We start from the raw sequence: 19,614 nt of genomic DNA on the forward strand, positions 1-19,614 counted from the left end.
AATTATATGTAAAAGTGTGGTTAACAAAATGAAAAAAATCTTATTTGCTGCAACAGTCTATACGCACTTAGCTAATTTTCATAAACCATTTATGAAACTACTTCAACAACAGGGATATAAAATACATGCTATAGCGAATCCGGATCACGGAAGAAAAGAAGAGATCGAAGAATTAGGAGTTATTTGCTTGGATATTCCTTTTCCTAGGTCTCCTTTTAATATTGTTCAAATATTAAAGTCCATTAGTATGATGAAACAGTATTTCAGCCAGCATTACTTTGACCTAATTCATGTACATACTCCCATTGCAGCATTTTTAGTTAGGCTTATGGGGAAACGATATAAGCAGCCAATCATTCTCTATACAGCACACGGGTTCCATTTTTATAAAGGAGGAAAGCTTATTACCAACCTGATCTATTACACCATGGAAAAAATCGCAGTTAGATGGACAAATGGCTTAATCGTGATCAACGAGGAAGATTTAACCGCAGCTAAAAAAATGGGGTTAAAAGAAGGTCAGACCGTTTTTCTAACACATGGTGTTGGGGTAGATACAGAAATATTTACCAGTAAAACTGCAATGCAGCTAAGGCAAGAATTATCTATACCTGATACAGATGTCATTATCACATGTGTAGCGGAGCTAAATAAAAATAAGAATCATTTGTTCTTATTAAACAACTGGAGAGCTATATTAGCTAAGCAGCCTCATACACATTTTATACTAGTTGGTAATGGTAGTGATGAAGAATTCCTAAAAAACTTTGTTCATGAAAATAGACTAAATAATATACACTTTCTAGGTTTTAGAAGCGATGTTTCGAATATTCTACAATCCAGTGACATTGTCACATTATTATCACTGCGTGAAGGTCTGCCTAAAAGTATGATGGAAGCAATGGCCACAGGTAAACCAGCTGTTGTAACAAATGTCCGTGGTTCACGTGATTTAATTGAACATGGTATGAACGGTTTCGTCGTAGAAATAGGGGATAATGAACAGTTAGTAAAATGCCTCCTACAACTCATTGAACATCCAGAGTTAAGGGAAAAGATGGGACAACATGCTCGAGAAAAAGTAAAACGTTATAGTTTAGACGATGTGATCCAAGAAGTGGATTCCATTTATAGAAAGTTTTTGGATTGAATTTTTTCAAACGCTATCATCAGTTGTTAGTAAAGTATAGTTTTCAAGGAGTGTGCTGTAATGAAGATCCTTGTCACAGGTGGTACGGGTTATATAGGCAGTCATACATGTGTCCAGTTAGTAGAAGCTGGCTATGATATCGTAATTGTGGATAATCTATCAAATAGCAATAGAAAGGTTTTAGACCGCATAAAGAGCATTACTGGGAAAGATGTAAAGTTCTACGAGGTTAACTTATTAGATAAGGTTGAATTGGATTCCGTGTTTGCAAAACATCAACCAGATGCAGTTATTCATTTTGCTGGTTTAAAAGCTGTAGGTGAATCTGTGCAAATGCCCCTTCATTATTATCATAATAATATGACTGGTACATTGGTACTATGTGAAGTAATGGAAAAGCACAATGTTCGTAAAATGGTTTTTAGCTCATCGGCAACAGTCTATGGTACACCTGAATCTGTGCCAATTACAGAAGAATCACCAATTAGAGCAACCAATCCATATGGTCGTTCAAAGTTAATGATTGAAGAAATTTTACGTGATCTTTATGTTTCCAATAATAAATGGAGTATTTCAATATTACGATATTTTAACCCAATTGGGGCCCATGAAAGTGGCTTAATTGGTGAAAATCCAAATGGTATACCGAATAACTTAATGCCATATATTACACAAGTTGCGATCGGTAAGTTAGACTATCTTAAAGTTTTTGGAGATAATTATCCAACAGTGGATGGAACAGGTGTAAGAGATTATATTCATGTTGTCGACCTGTCTGAAGGTCATTTAAAGTCACTTGAAAAGCTATTGTATGAAACAGGTGTTTTTACGTACAATCTTGGAACGGGTAGCGGCTATAGTGTTTTACAATTAGTAAAAGCATTTGAAGAAGTCTCGGGAAAAAAAGTTCCGTATAAAATCGTTGCACGTCGTCCTGGAGATATCGCGACTTGTTATGCGGATGTTACGAAAGCGAAATACGAACTAGGCTGGACTTCACAGCGAGGGATCACAGAAATGTGCCTGGATGCATGGCGGTGGCAGCATTATAACCCAAATGGGTATTAAGAGAGTGAAAACGAAGCTTTCATATCATATAAAATAAGTCTAAAGTTCTATTTTAACTAATATTTTACATCCCTGTACGATAGTAAATATGGTATAATAGGCAAGGAATTTAAGTATGTTAAGGAGTGCTGCTTATTATGCGTACTAATTCAAGAACGAAATTTTCAACGGTCATAATTGGTTTAATGGATTTAATGATCATAAATTTAGGTTTTTATTTTGCCTTTAATATTAGAATATATTTCTCTGGTATTGAAAGCTCCATTTATTCATATACACAGTTGTTACCATGGATTAGTGGTCTTTCATTTGTTACGTTTTATATGTTTGATTTATATACCAATTGGCAGCGCAAAAGCTATCATAATTTAGTTTATTCCATTATGTTATCATTATTATTTGTTTTGATCTTCTCTATGGCTTTAACATATTTTTATCCTAGCTTTATTTTTGCACGCAGTGTTGTATTTATTTCATTTCTTCTACAGCTTGCAGGTATTGTGATGGCTAGATCACTTATTTGGAGTGTTTCCAAGAAATTGTACGGCAGTAAAGATATTTTGATCATTGCCGAAGATTTAAATAGTGGACTTAAGCTAGCGAACAAATTTTTAAAACATACGAATGGTTGGTTTAATGTAAAAGGGTTTTTACCCATTGCTGATCGTAAAAATATGAAAGATAAATTAGCTGAAATTGATGCTATTCTGATTAGCCCTAATTTAAAAGAAAGTGACAAAGGTGAAATCATTAGTTACTGCTCATATTATGGTATTGAAGTTATTCTTGTCCCTGAATTGTTCGAGCTGTTTTTATTAGACGCAGAGCCGCAGCAAATTGATGATATGCTTGTATTATCGATTAGACCGCCGATGTTATCGGCGGGTCAGCGCTTCGTAAAAAGAACGTTCGATTTAATAGTGTCTCTGTTAATATTAATAGTGACAAGCCCAATCATGCTACTGTTAACGATACTAATACCATTAACTTCAAAAGGACCTGCTATCTTCAAACAAGAGCGTGTTGGAAGAAATGGTACTAGTTATAATGTTTACAAGTTTCGTAGTATGATAAATGATGCTGAGAAACAGACTGGCCCAGTGTTGGCAACGGATAAGGACCCTAGAATCACCCCGATTGGTCATTTTATTCGGGCAACTAGATTAGACGAGTTACCACAAATCATCAATGTTCTTAAAGGTGAGATGAGTCTTGTAGGTCCACGACCTGAACGTGATTACTTTATTAGAAAATTTGAAGAAGATATGCCTAATTATAAATATCGTATGACAGTTAAACCTGGAATTACTGGACTGGCCCAAGTAATGGCTAAGTATAGTACAACAGTTGAAGATAAACTGAGATTTGATTTAATGTATATTCGCAACTACTCTTTTGCTTTAGACATAAAAATATTACTGCAAACCATTCGTGTTGTTCTACAACTTGAGCAGGCAAAAGGAGTAGAGGAAGACGATACTAGTAGAGATGAATTAATACAGCTATTTGGATTTAATGAGATTGCTAGTACAAAAAAATAAATTAGAAACTGATATATCTTTTTTAAAAAATTGGTAACCTTTAAGATTACCAATTTTTTTATTTATTTAGATTAGCAGAGTAATATATTCCAGTATATTGACATTTTAGATGAATTGAGTAAAAATATTACTCGTAAAAGTCATTTGTAGATGTCTGATTAATAAGTTAACAATACCCATTTCTAAAGTTCTAGGCATCATAATAAGGAGTGGCTAGTTTGTTAGATAGTTTAATAACTTCAAAGACAAGAATAAAATTATTGTTAAAGTTTTTTCTGAATCCAAATACCCAAGGTTACCTTCGAGGTCTTGCTGAGGAATTTGGTGAATCGACCAATGCCATTCGGGTTGAGTTAAATCGCTTGGCAAAAGCGGACCTTTTAGAGTCTAAAACCGATGGTAGAATAAAATTTTATCAAGCCAATCAAAAACATATTTTATATGCAGAACTTCATAGTATCGTTAAAAAGTTTCTTGGTATAGATCAAGTAATTGAGGGCGTAATAAAAAAACTGGGTAATATAGAGCTTGCCCTAATTACGGGAGATTATGCGATCGGTGTTGATTCAGGTGTGATTGATTTAGTCATTGTAGGTGAAGTAGATCATGAGTATTTACAAGCGTTAGTTGAAAGATCTGAATCACTGATTCACCGGAAAATAAAGACTTTAGTTATTGATGAAAAGGAATTTGAGCAAATTAAAGAAGAACAGTTTCAAGATGATCGCGCCATAATACTATGGCATGTAAATGAAAGTGAAGGAACGCAAAGAGCCTAAATATAAAATAATAATTAAAACGTTTCACCTGCTTGCTTTTTTAAAATCTGGACATTCATAGTCCCTATTTGTAGGAGGAATCATACGAATGAATTTATTTGAAAAGATCGTTACTAAAGAAGAAAAAGTATCACTAGTAGGACTTGGCTATGTAGGAATGCCAATCGCTGTTGCATTTGCTAAAAAAGTGGATGTAATTGGATTTGATGTAAATAAAGAAAAAATTGATCTATATAAAAGCGGTATAGACCCTACAAAAGAGGTAGGTAATGATGTAATCAAGAATACAACGGTTGACTTTACTTCAGATGAATCAAGATTGAAGGAAGCGAAATTCCATATAGTAGCAGTCCCTACACCTGTAAAGGAAGATCGTACACCTGATTTAACACCGGTTGAATCAGCAAGCCGTACGCTAGGTCGAAACTTAACGAAAGGCTCGATCGTTGTTTTTGAATCAACAGTTTATCCAGGTGTGACGGAAGATATATGTGTACCTATTTTGGAAGAAGAATCTGGCTTAAAATGTGGTATTGATTTTAAGGTTGGATATTCTCCTGAAAGAATAAACCCTGGGGATCAAGAACATAGGCTAGAAACGATTATTAAAGTAGTTTCTGGTATGGATGAAGAGACATTAGATATTATTGCGAAGGTGTATGAATTAGTAGTAGATGCCGGAGTGTATAGAGCTGAAAGCATTAAAGTAGCTGAAGCAGCTAAGGTTATTGAAAATGCCCAACGTGACATTAATATTGCTTTTATGAACGAGCTATCGATCATTTTTAATAAAATGGGGATCGACACTAAAGCTGTGTTAGAAGCGGCGGGAACAAAATGGAACTTCCTAAAGTTTTTCCCTGGACTTGTAGGTGGTCACTGTATTGGGGTGGATCCATATTATTTAACATATAAAGCAGAACAAATGGGTTACCACTCACAGATTATTCTGTCAGGAAGAAAGATCAATGATGATATGGGTAAGTATGTGGCTGAAAGTACGGTTAAGAAAATGATCAAGACAAATAAGCAAATCAATGGCTCAAGAGTGGCGATCTTTGGAGTTACCTTTAAAGAAAACTGTCCGGATGTTCGAAATACAAAAGTAGTAGATGTAATTAAGGAATTAGAGGAATACGGCGTAGAAGTGAAAGTCGTGGATCCTGTCGCAGATAAAGAAGATTTATGGCGAGAGTATAGAATAAATCCTAGCAATGTCGAAGAAATTAAAGACATGGATGCAGTTATCTTCGCTGTTCCACATGAGGAATTTAAAGCGATCAGCTTAGAAGATATAAAAGGAATGTATCGATCAACACATTTCGATTTTGAAGCAATGAATGAAGTGGCAGCAGCATCTGAGCAAGGCGCGGAATTTGTTGGTAAAGACAGTGTTTTGATTGACTTAAAAGGGTTGTTTAATCGAAACGATGCAGAAAACATGGGCTATGCATATTGGAGGCTATAAAATGGGGTATGAGAATTTAAAGTTTGAAGAGGGTACTAAGTTCTTAGTAACCGGTGCAGCAGGATTTATTGGTTCTAATTTAGTTGAGGCTATTCTTAAATTAGGCTATCAAGTGAGAGGATTAGATAACATTTCTACAGGTCATAAACTAAATGTAGAACAATTTATGAATCATCCTAATTATGAATTCTTTGAAGGGGATATTCGTGACCTTGACACATGTATGAGTGTTTGCGAAGGGATCGATTATGTTTCACATCAAGCTGCATGGGGAAGTGTACCGAGAAGTATTGAAATGCCACTGCTATATGAAGAAATTAATATAAAAGGTACATTAAATATGATGGAAGCTGCTAGACAAAATAACGTGAAGAAATTTGTCTATGCATCTAGCTCATCCGTATACGGTGATGAACCTAACTTACCTAAGCAAGAAGGAAGAGAAGGAAATCTACTTTCTCCCTATGCCCTTACGAAGATGGTGAATGAAGAGTATGGGAAACTTTATTCGAAACTTTATGACCTTGATACGTATGGGCTACGTTATTTTAATGTCTTTGGTAGAAGACAGGATCCTAACGGTGTTTACGCAGCGGTCATCCCAAAATTTATTAAACAACTGCTTAATGATGAAACACCAACCATTAATGGTGATGGAAAGCAAAGCCGAGACTTTACCTACATTGAGAATGTAATTGAAGCGAACTTGAAGGCATGTAAAGCACCTAAGGAAGCCGCAGGACAAGCTTATAATATTGCCTATGGTGGTAGAGAATATTTAATCGATATTTATCATGAGTTATGTTCGGCATTAGGAAAAGATATTCAACCGATTTTTGGACCTGAGCGTAAAGGTGATATTAAACACAGCAACGCTGACATTAGTAAAGCGAAAGAGCTGCTTGGCTATAATCCGGAATGGAGCTTTGAACGGGGGATAAAAGCTGCGATTGAATGGTACAAGGAGAACCTTAAGTAGTTTGTATTAGTATCATTAGTTCTAGCCATATATGATGTCGGAGCTATTGTTTTTTAGTTTTATCATGTTTAACAAAATAATCAGAAGTATAAGGAAATAAAAATGAAGAATTACTACAATAAGATAATTAACAACCTAGAAATGAATAAAAACAAAGATAGGTCAATTAATCGTCGTATTTTTTCAGCTGGAATGACAATAGCCATTTTTACGATATTAGTAAAACTATTTGCTACAATTAAAGATTTGGTAATTGCCCATCAAATGGGTGCAAGTGACTATTTGGATGCTTTTTTAATTGCAACACTCCTCCCTACTTTTATTATTAGTGTAGTAGCGGGCTCATTTAATGCAGCGTTTATCCCAACTTTTATAAAAATTAGAGAAAATGAGGGAGAAGAGGTTGCAAACAAGCTATTTAATAATGTCGTTATTTTTAGCACAGCTCTTTTGTTATTATTATCGTTAATATTAGTAACAATTGGTCCTTATTCATTAAGATATTTAGCATTAGGCTTTGATTATGAAAAATATGAATTGACGAAATCGTTATTTTATTTTTTATTACCTAGTATAATATTAAGCGGTGTTACTACAATATTTTCTGCCACTTTAAATTCTAGTGAAAGATTTGCAATAACATCAATAGTGCCGGTAGTTACACCGCTTGTTATCATTATTTTATTACTAACAAATGGAGGATTACTTAGTATTTACGCCTTAGTAATAGGTACTATCTTAGGGATGATAATTGAATTACTTATATTAGCCTGGGTGTTAGTGAAAAAAGGAATTAAAATTTATATAAAATGGAACAAAAATGTTCCAGGAATGGATCAAGTAATAAAGCAATATGTACCGATGGTTGTAGGATCATTTCTAATGAGTGGTACTTTCTTGGTCGATCAATCAATGGCAGCTATGCTTAAGTCAGGTAGCGTATCTGTGTTGAATTATGGAAATAAAGTAGCTACCTTAATATTAAGTATAAGTTCCTTAGCACTTGGCAATGCTGTATTACCTTACTTTTCTAACTTGGTTTCTAAAAAGAAATGGTCCGAAATTAACAATACAGTAAGGTTTTATTCAATATTAATTATTGCAACAACTGTACCTTTAGTTTTATTATTAATTTTTATTTCGGAGGATGTTGTTAGACTTTTATTTGAAAGAGGTGCCTTTACTGAAACAGTAACGATACAGGTTGCAAAGGTACAAGCACTATATTTAATCCAAACTCCCTTTTATTTATTAGGAATATTGTTTGTGAGATTGTTGTCAGCGTTATTATTAAATCGAATATTAATGTGGTCAACATTAATATCACTAGTATGCAATATTGTTTTCAATTATATATTTATTAAATTAATTGGGGTGGCAGGTATCGCCCTTTCTACCTCTATAGTTTATATATTCTCGTCAATTTTCTTATATATAATGTTGGTACATTATATAAAAAAGGAAAAATATAAGTTAAATGAATAATTTTTATTTACACTGGTAAATTATTTTCTAAAAATAATGAAATGTTAAATTTAAACTATGCATAAAAAATTCTGTGTACTTACTCTACCTTATTAAAAACATTAGGTATATTTATTTGGAGGAAAGAATGGAACAAGAAAAGATATGGGAATATTATCAAAATGAAGCAATAGAAAGTTTTGAAGGTAGCAAAGGGAGACTTTCTTATTTATTAAAAAATATTAAACCTAACTCAAAGGTTTTGAATATTGGCGTTGGCGGGGGAATATTTGAAATAATGGCTATAAAGGAAGGTATAGATATTTATAGTCTTGATCCTGATAAAAGTGCCATAACTAATTTAAGGGACAGGTTAAACATAGATGAGAATAAGGCTAAGGTGGGGTATAGTCAAGAAATTCCTTTCCCTGATAATACTTTTGACTATGTTGTAATGTCCGAAGTGATAGAGCATTTAACTGATGAGATAATAAGTGACTCTTTAAAAGAGGTGAAACGTGTTTTAAAAGAAGATGGTAATTTTATTGGAACGGTTCCGTCTAGGGAGGATTTAAAAGCACAAGAAGTTATATGTCCATGTTGTGCAAACAAATTCCATAGATGGGGTCATGTTCAGTCATTTACCCCTGTCTCATTGGATAAACTTTTGTCAAAAACGTTTACAGTCGAAAAGATTATTGAAAAATCTTTTATAACATGGGAAAGCTTAAATTATAAAGGAAAGACGGTAGCAATGATAAAAAGTATTCTATCTAACCTTGGTATACATGGCTCAGGAGAGAATATATATTTTTGCGTAAAAAAAACATCGTAGTAAAAGACGACTAACTTATTTAGCATGGATGTTCCCTTCCTCATAAAATAAGTATCATAGCTGCTTACGAGGTGTTTTAGATGCATAATAAATATTAATCCTATATATACTAATTAAAATTATGGAGGATTTATGAGGGTCACAATGGTTATTTCATCTTTATCATCTGGCGGGGCAGAACGGGTTATGTCAACGATGGCTAATTATTGGGTAGAAAAAGGTTGGGAGATAACATTTATAACATTAGATACTACAAGTAGCGATTTTTATAAGCTTAGTGATAAAATCAAAAGAATTGCACTAGGTGTGATTACTGAAGAACCTACTAATATAGTTAAATCCATCTCAACCAATCTTCAAAGAATTATGAAGGTACGTACGGCTATTATGCGCAGTAAGCCAGACGTTGTCATTAGTTTTATGGACAAAACAAATGTTTTAGTATTGCTGGCAACGAAAGGGGTATCTATTCCTATTATAGTTTCCGAGCGATCAGACCCTCGAAAGCAAGATGTCGGAAAAGTTTATGATAGGCTGCGCAGATGGTTATACCCTAGTGCTAAGCAAGTGATTGTCCAAACGAATAGTGTAAAAACGTGGGCTGAGCAATTTATCTCTCAAGAAAAAGTGACAACCATACCAAACCCTGTTTCTATAATTAACCAAGGTAATAAAAAAGCAGCAGAAAGTGAAAAAGTATTAATTGCTCTTGGTAGATTATCAAGGGAAAAAGGGTATGATCTCTTATTAAAAGCATTTGCCAAGTGTAGTCAAACATTTATGGACTGGACATTAAATATAGTCGGTGAAGGACCTGAGAGAAAGAACCTGGAGCAACTTGCGAAAGACTTAGGAGTAGAAAAAAGAGTTAGGTTTATTGGACGGGTCCATAATCCGGAGCAATACCTTTTAGAATCAGATTTATTTGTGATGGCATCTAGATATGAAGGTTTTCCAAATGCTTTACTAGAAGCCATGGCCTGCGGATTACCTGCGATTTCAACGAATTGTCTAAGTGGTCCGAGTGATATCATCGACAATGGAAAAAGTGGCATATTAGTTGAAAATGAAAATATAGACTCGTTAGCAGATGCACTCAAAGAATTAATGGGCAATAAGCAAACAAGACAAATGTTGGCTGCTAATGCAAAGGAAGCAGTCAGAAAATTTGACCTAGATGAGGTTATGAAGACTTGGGAGAAAGTCGTATGTAAAGCAGCTAAAAAGCAATAAAACAAAATTGTCCGTGGCTAAAAAGATATTTTGTTACGTAATCATTAATTTTTCTATTTATTATAGGGGATTATTATAGTTATGAAGAAAAAACTTTTATTTATTATTCCATCATTGTCCGGTGGTGGAGCAGAGCGAGTGATCGTGACTTTATTGAAGAGACTTAGCAGAGAGAAATTCGACATGAAGCTGGTATTATTAGTGAAAGAGGGGACATACCTCAAAGAAATACCAAACGATATAGAGATTATTAATTTGAATGTGCAACGAGTTCGAAGTGCTGTATATCCACTATTATCAACCATTTGGAAGGTCAAACCAGATGTAATCTTTTCTACATTAGGTCACTTAAACCTTGCTCTAATCCTACTAAAATTTTTATTTCCTAAAAAGTCCAAATTGGTCGTTAGAGAAGGAAGTATTGTATCCAGAAATATATTAGCAAATAAATTCCCAAAAATATGGGCTTTATTATATAAATATTTTTATAAAAATGCGGATCTTATTATTTGTCAATCTCAATTTATGAGAGACGATTTAATGAGCAATTTTAATGTCCCATCTAAAAAGATGCACATTATCTATAATCCTGTTGATATTACGGTTATAGAGGCAAAAAGTAATCAGGACCCTAGGCCCTCTCCAATGAAAGAAGAAAATGTGAATATTATTGCGATCGGCAGGTTAAGTCAGGAAAAGGGATATGAGCGCATTATTGAAGCGTTCCCAAATTTGCTTGAAAAGAAACCAAACAGCAAATTGTTTTTTTTAGGAATGGGGCCAAAGGAACAACAATTAAAAGAAAAATGCCGTAGTATGGGTATACAAGAATCAGTCCAATTTATAGGCTTTCAGGAAAACCCATATGTCTGGTTAAAATATGCAGACTTATTCATTATTTCATCATATTACGAGGGCTTACCAAATGTCCTCCTAGAAGCAATTGCATGTAAATGTCCATCCGTTAGTTTAGTCCATCCAGGAGGGACAAGAGAGATATTCGAATTAACGGGGCAAGAAAATCGTTTTGTAAATAATTTAAGCTGGGAAGAAGAGTGGTTTTCGAAACCGCAAGAAGATATCGTCAACCGACTAGCAGAACATTTTGGTGTGACTAAAATTATCGCCGAATATACAAAGGTATTTGATCATAGTTAAGGAAGTGTAGTCCTTGAGTTATAAAGTGGTTCATATTATTACAGGCCTATCAACAGGTGGAGCAGAAACAATGCTATACAAACTGCTTGCTGCAATGAAGGATGGTAACTCTGATCACCTAGTAATATCTTTGATTGATAAAGGCACGCTGGGTGACGAAATAGAGAAATTAGGGTACCCTGTTTATACATTGGACTTAAAAAAAGGGGTATCATTCCATAAGGCAATAAAAAAGTTAAACAACATTATTAGTGAGAACAAGCCTGATATGATCCAGGGCTGGATGTATCATGGTAACTTTGCTGCATTCATAGCAAATATGTTTCAAAAGAAAAAAGTGCCTCTAGTTTGGAATGTTAGACAATCTATTTATAGCATTGCAAATGAAAAAAAACTAACGCAACTATTAATAAAACTAGGGGGAAGTCTATCAAGATTTCCTCATAAAATTATATATAATGCCAAAATAAGTGCGTCTCAGCATGAAACATCAGGCTATTCTCCCAAAAAAACAATTATTATTCCAAATGGATTTGACACGAATGTGTTTAAGCCTTCTGAAGAGAACAAAAAATTAATAAGAGAAGAATTAGGCTTATCCCAAAATACAAAACTTATTGGGATGATAGCTAGGTATGACCCTATTAAAAACCATCATAACTTTTTGAAGGCAGCTCATGAGGTTATAAAGGATTTTCCTGATGTCCAATTCATTATGGCCGGTAGGGACATTGATTTAAAAAATGAGAAAATAAGAAATGATATCGAAACTCTTAACCTCCAAGAAAAGGTTCATGTATTAGGAGAAAGAAAAGATATTGCTAAAATCCATTCTGGGCTGGATGTCTCTGTTTTGCCTTCAGACTCTGAAGGTTTTCCTAATGTAATTGGTGAATCGATGGCATGTGCAGTCCCATGCGTAGCGACAGATGTTGGAGATTCTAGCTGGGTAGTTGCAGACACAGGTATCATGGTTCCGCCTTTTGATCAGGATGCACTAGCAGACGGGATCAAACAGCTGCTCCATCTTTCAGATGAAGAACGTCGGGAATTAGGAAATCGTGCAAGGTCACGCATTGTTCATCATTTCTCTATTCATTCTATCGCGGAACAATATGATGATTTATATAGAAGACTACTTAAAGCCAACTTATAGGAGCGTATAAAATGTGTGGAATAACAGGGTTTATTGATTACCATGTTAATAGAGATAGTATGGAAGCCATTATTAAACAAATGAATGAAACCATTGTGCATCGTGGTCCGGATGAAGGTGGGGTTTGGCTTGATCGAGAGAACGGTCTTGCCTTAGGTCATCGACGTCTAGCCATTGTTGATTTGTCACCAGAGGGAAATCAGCCAATGTTATCACCTTCTGGCCGATTTTCATTAGTATTTAATGGTGAAATTTATAATCATCATCTATTAAGAAAAGAGCTATCTGAAGATTTTACGTTTAGAGGTCATTCAGATACAGAAGTAATGTTAGCAGCTATTGAAAAATGGGGTATAAAAAGTGCCGTGCAGCGGTTTATAGGAATGTTTGCATTTGCACTATTTGATCGAAAAGAAAATGCTTTATATCTTGTGAGAGATCGAGTAGGGGAAAAGCCTTTATATTATGGTATGAATAAAGGAGTTTTTTTATTTGGCTCTGAACTAAAAACTATATGCTCCTATCCTTCTTTTGAAAGAAAAATTAATAGAAATGCTTTAGCATTGTTTATGAGACACAATTATATACCAGCTCCCTATTCAATTTATGAGTCTATACAAAAGGTTGTACCTGGAACAATAGTGAAGGTTGAATTAAGAAATAGCGAGTTTGAGATAAGTGAGGAAAAGTATTGGAGTTTACACGATGCTGTTGAGAAAGGTAAGAAAATACCTTTCCAGGGAACTGAAAAGGAAGCAATAGATAAGTTAAATTTATTGTTAAAGGATGTCATCTCTCAAGAAATGATTGCAGATGTTCCTTTAGGGGCATTTTTATCAGGCGGCATAGATTCTTCTTTAGTTGTTTCATTAATGCAAGAGCAAAATACACAGCCTGTAAAGACATTTACCATTGGATTTAATGAAGAAAATTATAATGAAGCAAAACATGCTAAATTAGTAGCTAAGCATTTAGGAACAGAGCATACTGAACTATATGTATCTCCGCAGGATTCTCTGAATGTAATTCCAAAACTACCACAATATTATGATGAACCTTTTGCGGATTCTTCGCAAATTCCGACATTTCTTGTGTCTGCATTAGCAAAAAAAGACGTAACCGTCTCGTTATCTGGTGATGCAGGTGATGAGCTATTTGGAGGGTATGATCGATATTTTTGGGGTGAAGGAATTTGGGGAAAGGTTGGTACATTCCCTTACAGTTTAAGAGCTCTTGGAGCAAAAGGAATCAAGTCCGTTTCCCCACAACATTGGAACAATATGTTCAAGATTGCGAAACCGTTAGTACCAAATAAGTACGGTCAACAAGTTTCAGGTGACAAGATGCATAAGCTTGCTGAGATGTTGGGGGTAAAAAATCAAGAGGAGCTGTATAGAGGATTAGTATCTCTATGGAGCAATCCATCTTCGATTATACAAGGGTCCGTTGAACCTGAGACTATTTTTTCACGTCCTTTAACAGATTTTGATAACTTCACAGAAAAAATGATGTACTTAGATACCCTAACGTATCTGCCTGACGATATTCTTGTAAAAGTAGACCGAGCTGCAATGAGCGTAAGTTTAGAGACTCGAGTACCTTTTCTTGATCATAGGGTCATTGAGTTTGCTTGGAGTTTACCTATGTCTATGAAAGTAAAAGCGGGAAAAGGAAAGTGGATTTTAAGAGAATTACTTTATAAATATGTACCAAAGGGTATTATAGATAGACCAAAAATGGGTTTCGGTGTCCCGATTGATCAATGGTTAAGAGGACCATTAAAAGAGTGGGCAGAAGAGTTGTTAGACGAAAAACGTTTAAATGAAGAAGGATATTTTAATACAAGTATGGTTAGACAAACATGGCACGAACATTTAAATGGGAGCAGAAATTGGCAATATAAATTATGGCCAATTTTAATGTTCCAATCGTGGTTAGATGAGAATTTTTAAATTTGACCTACTCTACTATTCGCCATGTACACATATCTGAGGCTGGTTACCTAAAAAAGGTGACCAGCCTTTTTGGACATAGGTGGACATGGGGACGGTTCTCGTGTCTGGCCGATCACCTTGTACTTTTGCTCTGAAAGTTTGTGATGGATCACTCAGTTCGATATTCGTCTGAATACCTACGATTAAATCACCATAGAATGCCCCGAAAATTGAGCAAATTAAAAGAAACAAGTACATGCTTTCCCTCTGTTTCTTCCTTAATACATATTTCTATAATTGATTTTAAAATCATATACTTTGATAGTGCATGTATTAGTTAAAAATGCCTAGTTGCTTGAAAGCCAAATTTACAAAGTGTGGAATAAATGTAGATTAATAGTTTTGAACCATGAGAACCGTCCCCGCGGTTTAAAATTTTAGTTAAAACGACCTACAAAAAGGCAAAATTTAGTTGACAAAATATTATGATTACATGGATATTATTAACTATAAGTGAATTTTATATTTAGGGAGGCGAAGCGATGAGGCGGTTTGCGGCGGGTATTTTTAGTACTTTAATACTGATCCTAATGGTTCCAATGCTGGTATTTGCGTGGGACGATACGGGGCAAGGAATTGAGGTTTCAATTGAGACTGGATCTATACAAGGTAAGTTAGATAAGGTAATTTCGACAGTAGAAGTATATCGGAATGGAGAGTTACTTGATAGGAAAGAATTGGGTGAGGACTATGGCTATATAACGACAGAAGAATTTAATTATAGTCTGCCATTTGATTATTACAGTGGTATTGGCCTATATGGCAATCCGTTTTTACCAGGTGACAGAATCGTATTATTAAACCACAACACATCAGATGCTGTTGTAACAAAGACACCAACGATTGTATATGAGTTTACAGTTCCGAAGTTAACTTCGACTGTTACAAAAAATGAAGATGAAGGACTTACGGTAATCAATGGTGAAACATCACCGAATAAAACAATTGGAATTTATACGATGGAAGGATATTACGATTGGGCATTAACAGGTGAAAGTGTTGCCGATTCGAATGGTCAGTTCCAATTTAACCTTCGTCCAGGACTTGGCACAGATGAAAGCGTAAAAATACAATATGATGATAGCGTAGGAACAATAAAAGTTGCTTATAGTATTGAACGATCACATCCTGAACATGTAGAGGCTGCCATTCACGTACCTTATGGTAATGACTATCGTCACATTGTAAATCAATCTATTCCACTAAAAGTAAGAGTTCTTAACAATAATAATGAAAACGAACTCGTCACAAATGTACAATGGTCTGTTGAATCAGAAGATGGGCAACCAACAACAGGGGCATCCGTGGACAGTAGCGGGACTTTTGCAGCGACAGCTCCAGGTGGTTATAAAGTGATTGCTATATTGTCAGATTACAATAATCAAAAGCTAGAAAATTTTATATATATTAACGCACTTGGAGAACCAACGGAGATTTACTTTTACCCAGTAAATAATGCTTCAACGTACTCGTATTCGGTTGGTGAACCGATTGAATTTGACGTAGATTTACGGGACGAATTTTCCAACAGATTACTTTACAATGGCGGCTTTCACTGGGAAATTGAAAAATATGATAAAAATTTGTACTACGACGATCCTAGAGATCCAGATCATGATAAATTCATTCCATCCTTTGATGCAACCATGTCAGTCGATAGGGTGTTTACCGCTTCGGCAGATGGACATTATCGAATTACATTAACATCAGATGAATATCCGGATTTACCTCCAGCCGTATATACTGTATTAGTTGTAGGAGATTTACAAGCAGCAAAACTCGAAACAGATAAAACAATCATCAACGTAGGCGAGAGTATAGACTTAGACTTTGGAATTTATGACTCGAATTATAACGAGCTCCCATTAGAATATAATGATGGCTACGATTTGGATAACAGCAAGTACCAATATGACTGGGTTATTGGCTATCGCAGCACTGGTTATACACATTGGGGAGCACCTAGTGATACGTATACGTATATCGATCGACCAGAAGGTGTCATTCAATTCGATAAGCCCGGAAAATATACGATCTTTTTCCGTGTAACTAAACAAGTGAATTATTACGCTACGGATACATGGGGCGGGCTACAATCCTATGTAGATATTGAGGTAAAAGACCCTGCACTTGAACAAGTAAAGGATATCAGAATTACTCAGGTAGATTACCCCGAGGTAAAAAGCCCTGACTATGTTGAAAACTATGCATCATTTAAAGTAGAAGCAATCGATGAGAATGGTGATGTAGTTCCAGGGGTAGATTTCACGTATGAAGGAAGCAATTGGTATGATAGCGTAATTGAGGCAAATGGCAATGTTAGTGTAAGAATCTATGGAATGTGGGACGGCTATTTCTTGAAGGCAACGGTTACTGATAAGCCGGAAATAACGAAAACGCATTATTTTTCCGTATTCTCACCTAATTACGAGAATATAGGAAGTGTTGAGCTTCAGCGCGAAAGTGATAATGGACCTGATGCATCGACGATTTATACAAGATATGACCAAATTGGTTTCATTGAACAAAGTCTTCAAAGCTATCCATTAAAAATGACAGTTAAAGATATAAATGGAGAGGTGATTCCGCCTGGAGACTATAATAGTAATTACCAAGGAACAACCTATTTATATGCTGAAACATTAGATGGAAAGCCTACAGAAAATATTCAGTTTGTGAATAGCGAATTTACAGCATCGACACTTTTTTATGCGACAAAGCCTGGCGATTATAAAATCATTGCAAAATCAGCCGAAAATCCAGAAATACAGGATGAAATGGTGATTCATGTAATCGATCGAGCACAAGCGATTAGAAGTGCTGCCATTAGCATTGACGACGAACAAAAGCCATATACGAGTGATCGTTTGAATTTTATAGGTAATGCCTATGATATCACGGGTACAGAAATTCCAAATGAGGTATTTACATGGGCAGTATATAATGAAGATGGTTCAAAGGCCGATGATGTAATCGCAATGGAATGGGATAGTCCTGTATCATTGGATTACTATTATAAGCATTCCATCGACTTAGTATTCCCAAGGCCAGGTCAATACAAAATTGTTGCAAAATCTACAGCCAATCCTTTAATTAAAACTTCTTATGATATTTTAATAGAAAGTAAGCCTGCATTGGCAGGGGTTAATTATCATCTATTAGATAAAAGTATTGAAGGTTATGTAAGCGAAGGAATTAACGATTTAACCATTAAGGTAATTCGTGACAATGTAGAAATAGATTCACATGCTGTTACGATCGATTATGGTGGACATTTTTATCATTATAATTGGACAAATGAGCCACTGCCAGGAGATACCATTGTCCTAGAATATGATAATGGTTCATCAGATTCTTTCGTTATTGAAGATATTCAGGCCATTTATGATGTGAAAAACCATTCTATCGTTGGAAAAACAGAGCCTAATCGAGATGTAGAAGTTTTGGTTTATGTGCCTGACGACACGCTTACTAATAAAGGGACATCTACAGAGACGGGGACATTTGAAATCGCTCTAGATACAACTGACCAAGACACAATATTTGATTATTCTGTATCAACTATTTCCGAGGAAGGTGTGACCTTTACATCACGGTTTTATCCAGTTGAGCTACAGCTTGACACATATTGGAGAAATTTAAATGGTTGGCTGCCTGAAGGTGTGGATAGTACGGTAACGATCACGAAATCAGATGGTACGGTTGTCGTAGACCAACATTTACTTGATCCTAGTAATTATGGGAACTATCTGCAAGTATGGGAATTAAATGATGGAGATATCGTAACCGTAAATATCGGTGATTTCTATGAAGAATCCATTACAGTGCTAACGGAATTACCAGTCTATATAGATAATACTACGAAGACTATTTCAGGATTTATACCGGGTGATTATGATATGACCCTCAGCATTGGATGGCAACCTTACGAAGTTGCGGTAGATGAATTAGGTTTCTTCAATTTTAGTTTTGAAGGGTTAACTGACTATAATGGTTTTCCAATTAATTCATTAACGATAAATGATTTTGATATTTATCTTGGTAATTCATTAATTGAAATGATGGTTGAACCGATTGAAGGGAATGTAGAACCACCACCTTTAGAGGGCGATTATGATCACAATGATGACGGTGTAGTCGATGCAACGGATTTGAAAATGGTAATAGTTGAGTATGGATCAAATTCTGCTACATCTTCTACAGATATTGATTCCAATGGAACGGTTGATATTTATGATGTTGTTCTACAAGCGATACAGCTTGGTTATTCACCAATTTCAGGAGTTTCAAGCGGCAGTGGTGGAGGAAGTTCACCAACGAATTCTGATACGACATATGAGTCTTCGAGTACGATAGAAGAACATGATGGTGAGACAATCATAATAGAAACGTATTCTCCAAGATCTCGACTGGAAGATAGAAATGAACGTCGAATACCGCGTGAAGAACAAAGCACCGACGTTCAAGAAGAACCAGACAGCATTACTGACCAAGAGCAATCAGAAGTTACAGAAGAGGAAAGCGGTGAAACTACAGCAGAGATGTCGGAAATAACAGAAGAGGAGCAAAGTAGTGAATCTACGGTAAAGCAGTCGAATATGACAGAAGAGCAAAGCAATGAACCTGCTCCAGAGCAGACAGAAGTGACAGAAGAGCAATCTATACCTGAACAGTCAGATGCTGCTGTAGTTGCAGAGCAGAGTGCTGAACCTACACAGGAACATGGAGATGTAGTTGAAGAATAGGGCGATGTTTCAAAAGAGAACGGATAATAAAATAAAATACAGTA

At 35.3% G+C, this 19,614-nt stretch carries 13 protein-coding genes; all 13 read left to right on the plus strand.

All coding sequences use genetic code 11. From position 1 onward, the window contains the following. The first annotated feature begins 28 nt into the window (after positions 1–28). Positions 29–1,150: a glycosyltransferase family 4 protein gene (locus C1724_RS18805; protein WP_258000458.1), complete on the plus strand. Its 1,122-nt coding sequence runs from the start codon at positions 29–31 to the stop codon at positions 1,148–1,150. Between the two features lie 60 nt (positions 1,151–1,210). Next, positions 1,211–2,218, plus strand: coding sequence for a UDP-glucose 4-epimerase GalE (gene galE, locus C1724_RS18810; protein WP_102348290.1), 1,008 nt, complete (start codon positions 1,211–1,213; stop codon positions 2,216–2,218). 137 nt (positions 2,219–2,355) lie between these two features. Then, a complete protein-coding gene (locus C1724_RS18815; RefSeq protein ID WP_102348291.1) occupies positions 2,356–3,759 on the plus strand; it encodes a sugar transferase in 1,404 nt (467 codons plus the stop codon). A gap of 218 nt (positions 3,760–3,977) precedes the next feature. Next, complete coding sequence (locus C1724_RS18820; RefSeq protein ID WP_102348292.1) at positions 3,978–4,538, plus strand: transcriptional regulator; 561 nt, start codon at positions 3,978–3,980, stop codon at positions 4,536–4,538. Between the two features lie 88 nt (positions 4,539–4,626). Continuing rightward, a complete protein-coding gene (locus tag C1724_RS18825) occupies positions 4,627–6,006 on the plus strand; it encodes a nucleotide sugar dehydrogenase (protein ID WP_102348293.1) in 1,380 nt (459 codons plus the stop codon). A gap of 1 nt (position 6,007) precedes the next feature. Further along, positions 6,008–6,985, plus strand: coding sequence for an SDR family oxidoreductase (locus C1724_RS18830; protein WP_102348294.1), 978 nt, complete (start codon positions 6,008–6,010; stop codon positions 6,983–6,985). Between the two features lie 102 nt (positions 6,986–7,087). After that, entirely contained in the window at positions 7,088–8,470 is a 1,383-nt protein-coding gene (gene murJ / locus C1724_RS18835) for a murein biosynthesis integral membrane protein MurJ (protein WP_102348295.1), read from the plus strand. Between the two features lie 127 nt (positions 8,471–8,597). Further along, on the plus strand, positions 8,598–9,284 hold the full coding sequence (locus C1724_RS18840) for a class I SAM-dependent methyltransferase (protein ID WP_102348296.1): 687 nt from the start codon (positions 8,598–8,600) through the stop codon (positions 9,282–9,284). A 132-nt stretch (positions 9,285–9,416) separates the two neighbouring features. Then, positions 9,417–10,517: a glycosyltransferase family 4 protein gene (locus tag C1724_RS18845; RefSeq protein WP_102348297.1), complete on the plus strand. Its 1,101-nt coding sequence runs from the start codon at positions 9,417–9,419 to the stop codon at positions 10,515–10,517. 81 nt (positions 10,518–10,598) lie between these two features. After that, on the plus strand, positions 10,599–11,675 hold the full coding sequence (locus C1724_RS18850; RefSeq protein WP_102348298.1) for a glycosyltransferase: 1,077 nt from the start codon (positions 10,599–10,601) through the stop codon (positions 11,673–11,675). Positions 11,676–11,688: 13 nt separating this feature from the next. Further along, entirely contained in the window at positions 11,689–12,831 is a 1,143-nt protein-coding gene (locus tag C1724_RS18855; RefSeq protein WP_102348299.1) for a glycosyltransferase family 4 protein, read from the plus strand. Positions 12,832–12,842: 11 nt separating this feature from the next. After that, on the plus strand, positions 12,843–14,783 hold the full coding sequence (asnB, locus tag C1724_RS18860) for an asparagine synthase (glutamine-hydrolyzing) (RefSeq protein ID WP_102348300.1): 1,941 nt from the start codon (positions 12,843–12,845) through the stop codon (positions 14,781–14,783). A 524-nt stretch (positions 14,784–15,307) separates the two neighbouring features. Beyond that, positions 15,308–19,570 (plus strand): hypothetical protein, encoded by a 4,263-nt coding sequence (locus C1724_RS18870; protein WP_102348302.1) that lies wholly within the window; start codon positions 15,308–15,310, stop codon positions 19,568–19,570. Positions 19,571–19,614 lie beyond the last annotated feature (44 nt).

The organism is Bacillus sp. Marseille-P3661 (assembly GCF_900240995.1).
Classification (GTDB): domain Bacteria; phylum Bacillota; class Bacilli; order Bacillales; family Bacillaceae_J; genus OESV01.

Excerpts from the sequence above, each read along its gene's own strand:
- galE (WP_102348290.1), top strand. The coding sequence starts at position 1,211 with ATGAAGATCCTTGTCACAGGTGGTACGGGTTATATAGGCAGTCATACA.
- C1724_RS18850 (WP_102348298.1), top strand. The coding sequence starts at position 10,599 with ATGAAGAAAAAACTTTTATTTATTATTCCATCATTGTCCGGTGGTGGA.
- C1724_RS18870 (WP_102348302.1), top strand. The coding sequence starts at position 15,308 with ATGAGGCGGTTTGCGGCGGGTATTTTTAGTACTTTAATACTGATCCTA.
- C1724_RS18830 (WP_102348294.1), top strand. The coding sequence starts at position 6,008 with ATGGGGTATGAGAATTTAAAGTTTGAAGAGGGTACTAAGTTCTTAGTA.
- C1724_RS18840 (WP_102348296.1), top strand. The coding sequence starts at position 8,598 with ATGGAACAAGAAAAGATATGGGAATATTATCAAAATGAAGCAATAGAA.
- murJ (WP_102348295.1), top strand. The coding sequence starts at position 7,088 with ATGAAGAATTACTACAATAAGATAATTAACAACCTAGAAATGAATAAA.
- asnB (WP_102348300.1), top strand. The coding sequence starts at position 12,843 with ATGTGTGGAATAACAGGGTTTATTGATTACCATGTTAATAGAGATAGT.
- C1724_RS18825 (WP_102348293.1), top strand. The coding sequence starts at position 4,627 with ATGAATTTATTTGAAAAGATCGTTACTAAAGAAGAAAAAGTATCACTA.
- C1724_RS18845 (WP_102348297.1), top strand. The coding sequence starts at position 9,417 with ATGAGGGTCACAATGGTTATTTCATCTTTATCATCTGGCGGGGCAGAA.
- C1724_RS18815 (WP_102348291.1), top strand. The coding sequence starts at position 2,356 with ATGCGTACTAATTCAAGAACGAAATTTTCAACGGTCATAATTGGTTTA.
- C1724_RS18805 (WP_258000458.1), top strand. The coding sequence starts at position 29 with ATGAAAAAAATCTTATTTGCTGCAACAGTCTATACGCACTTAGCTAAT.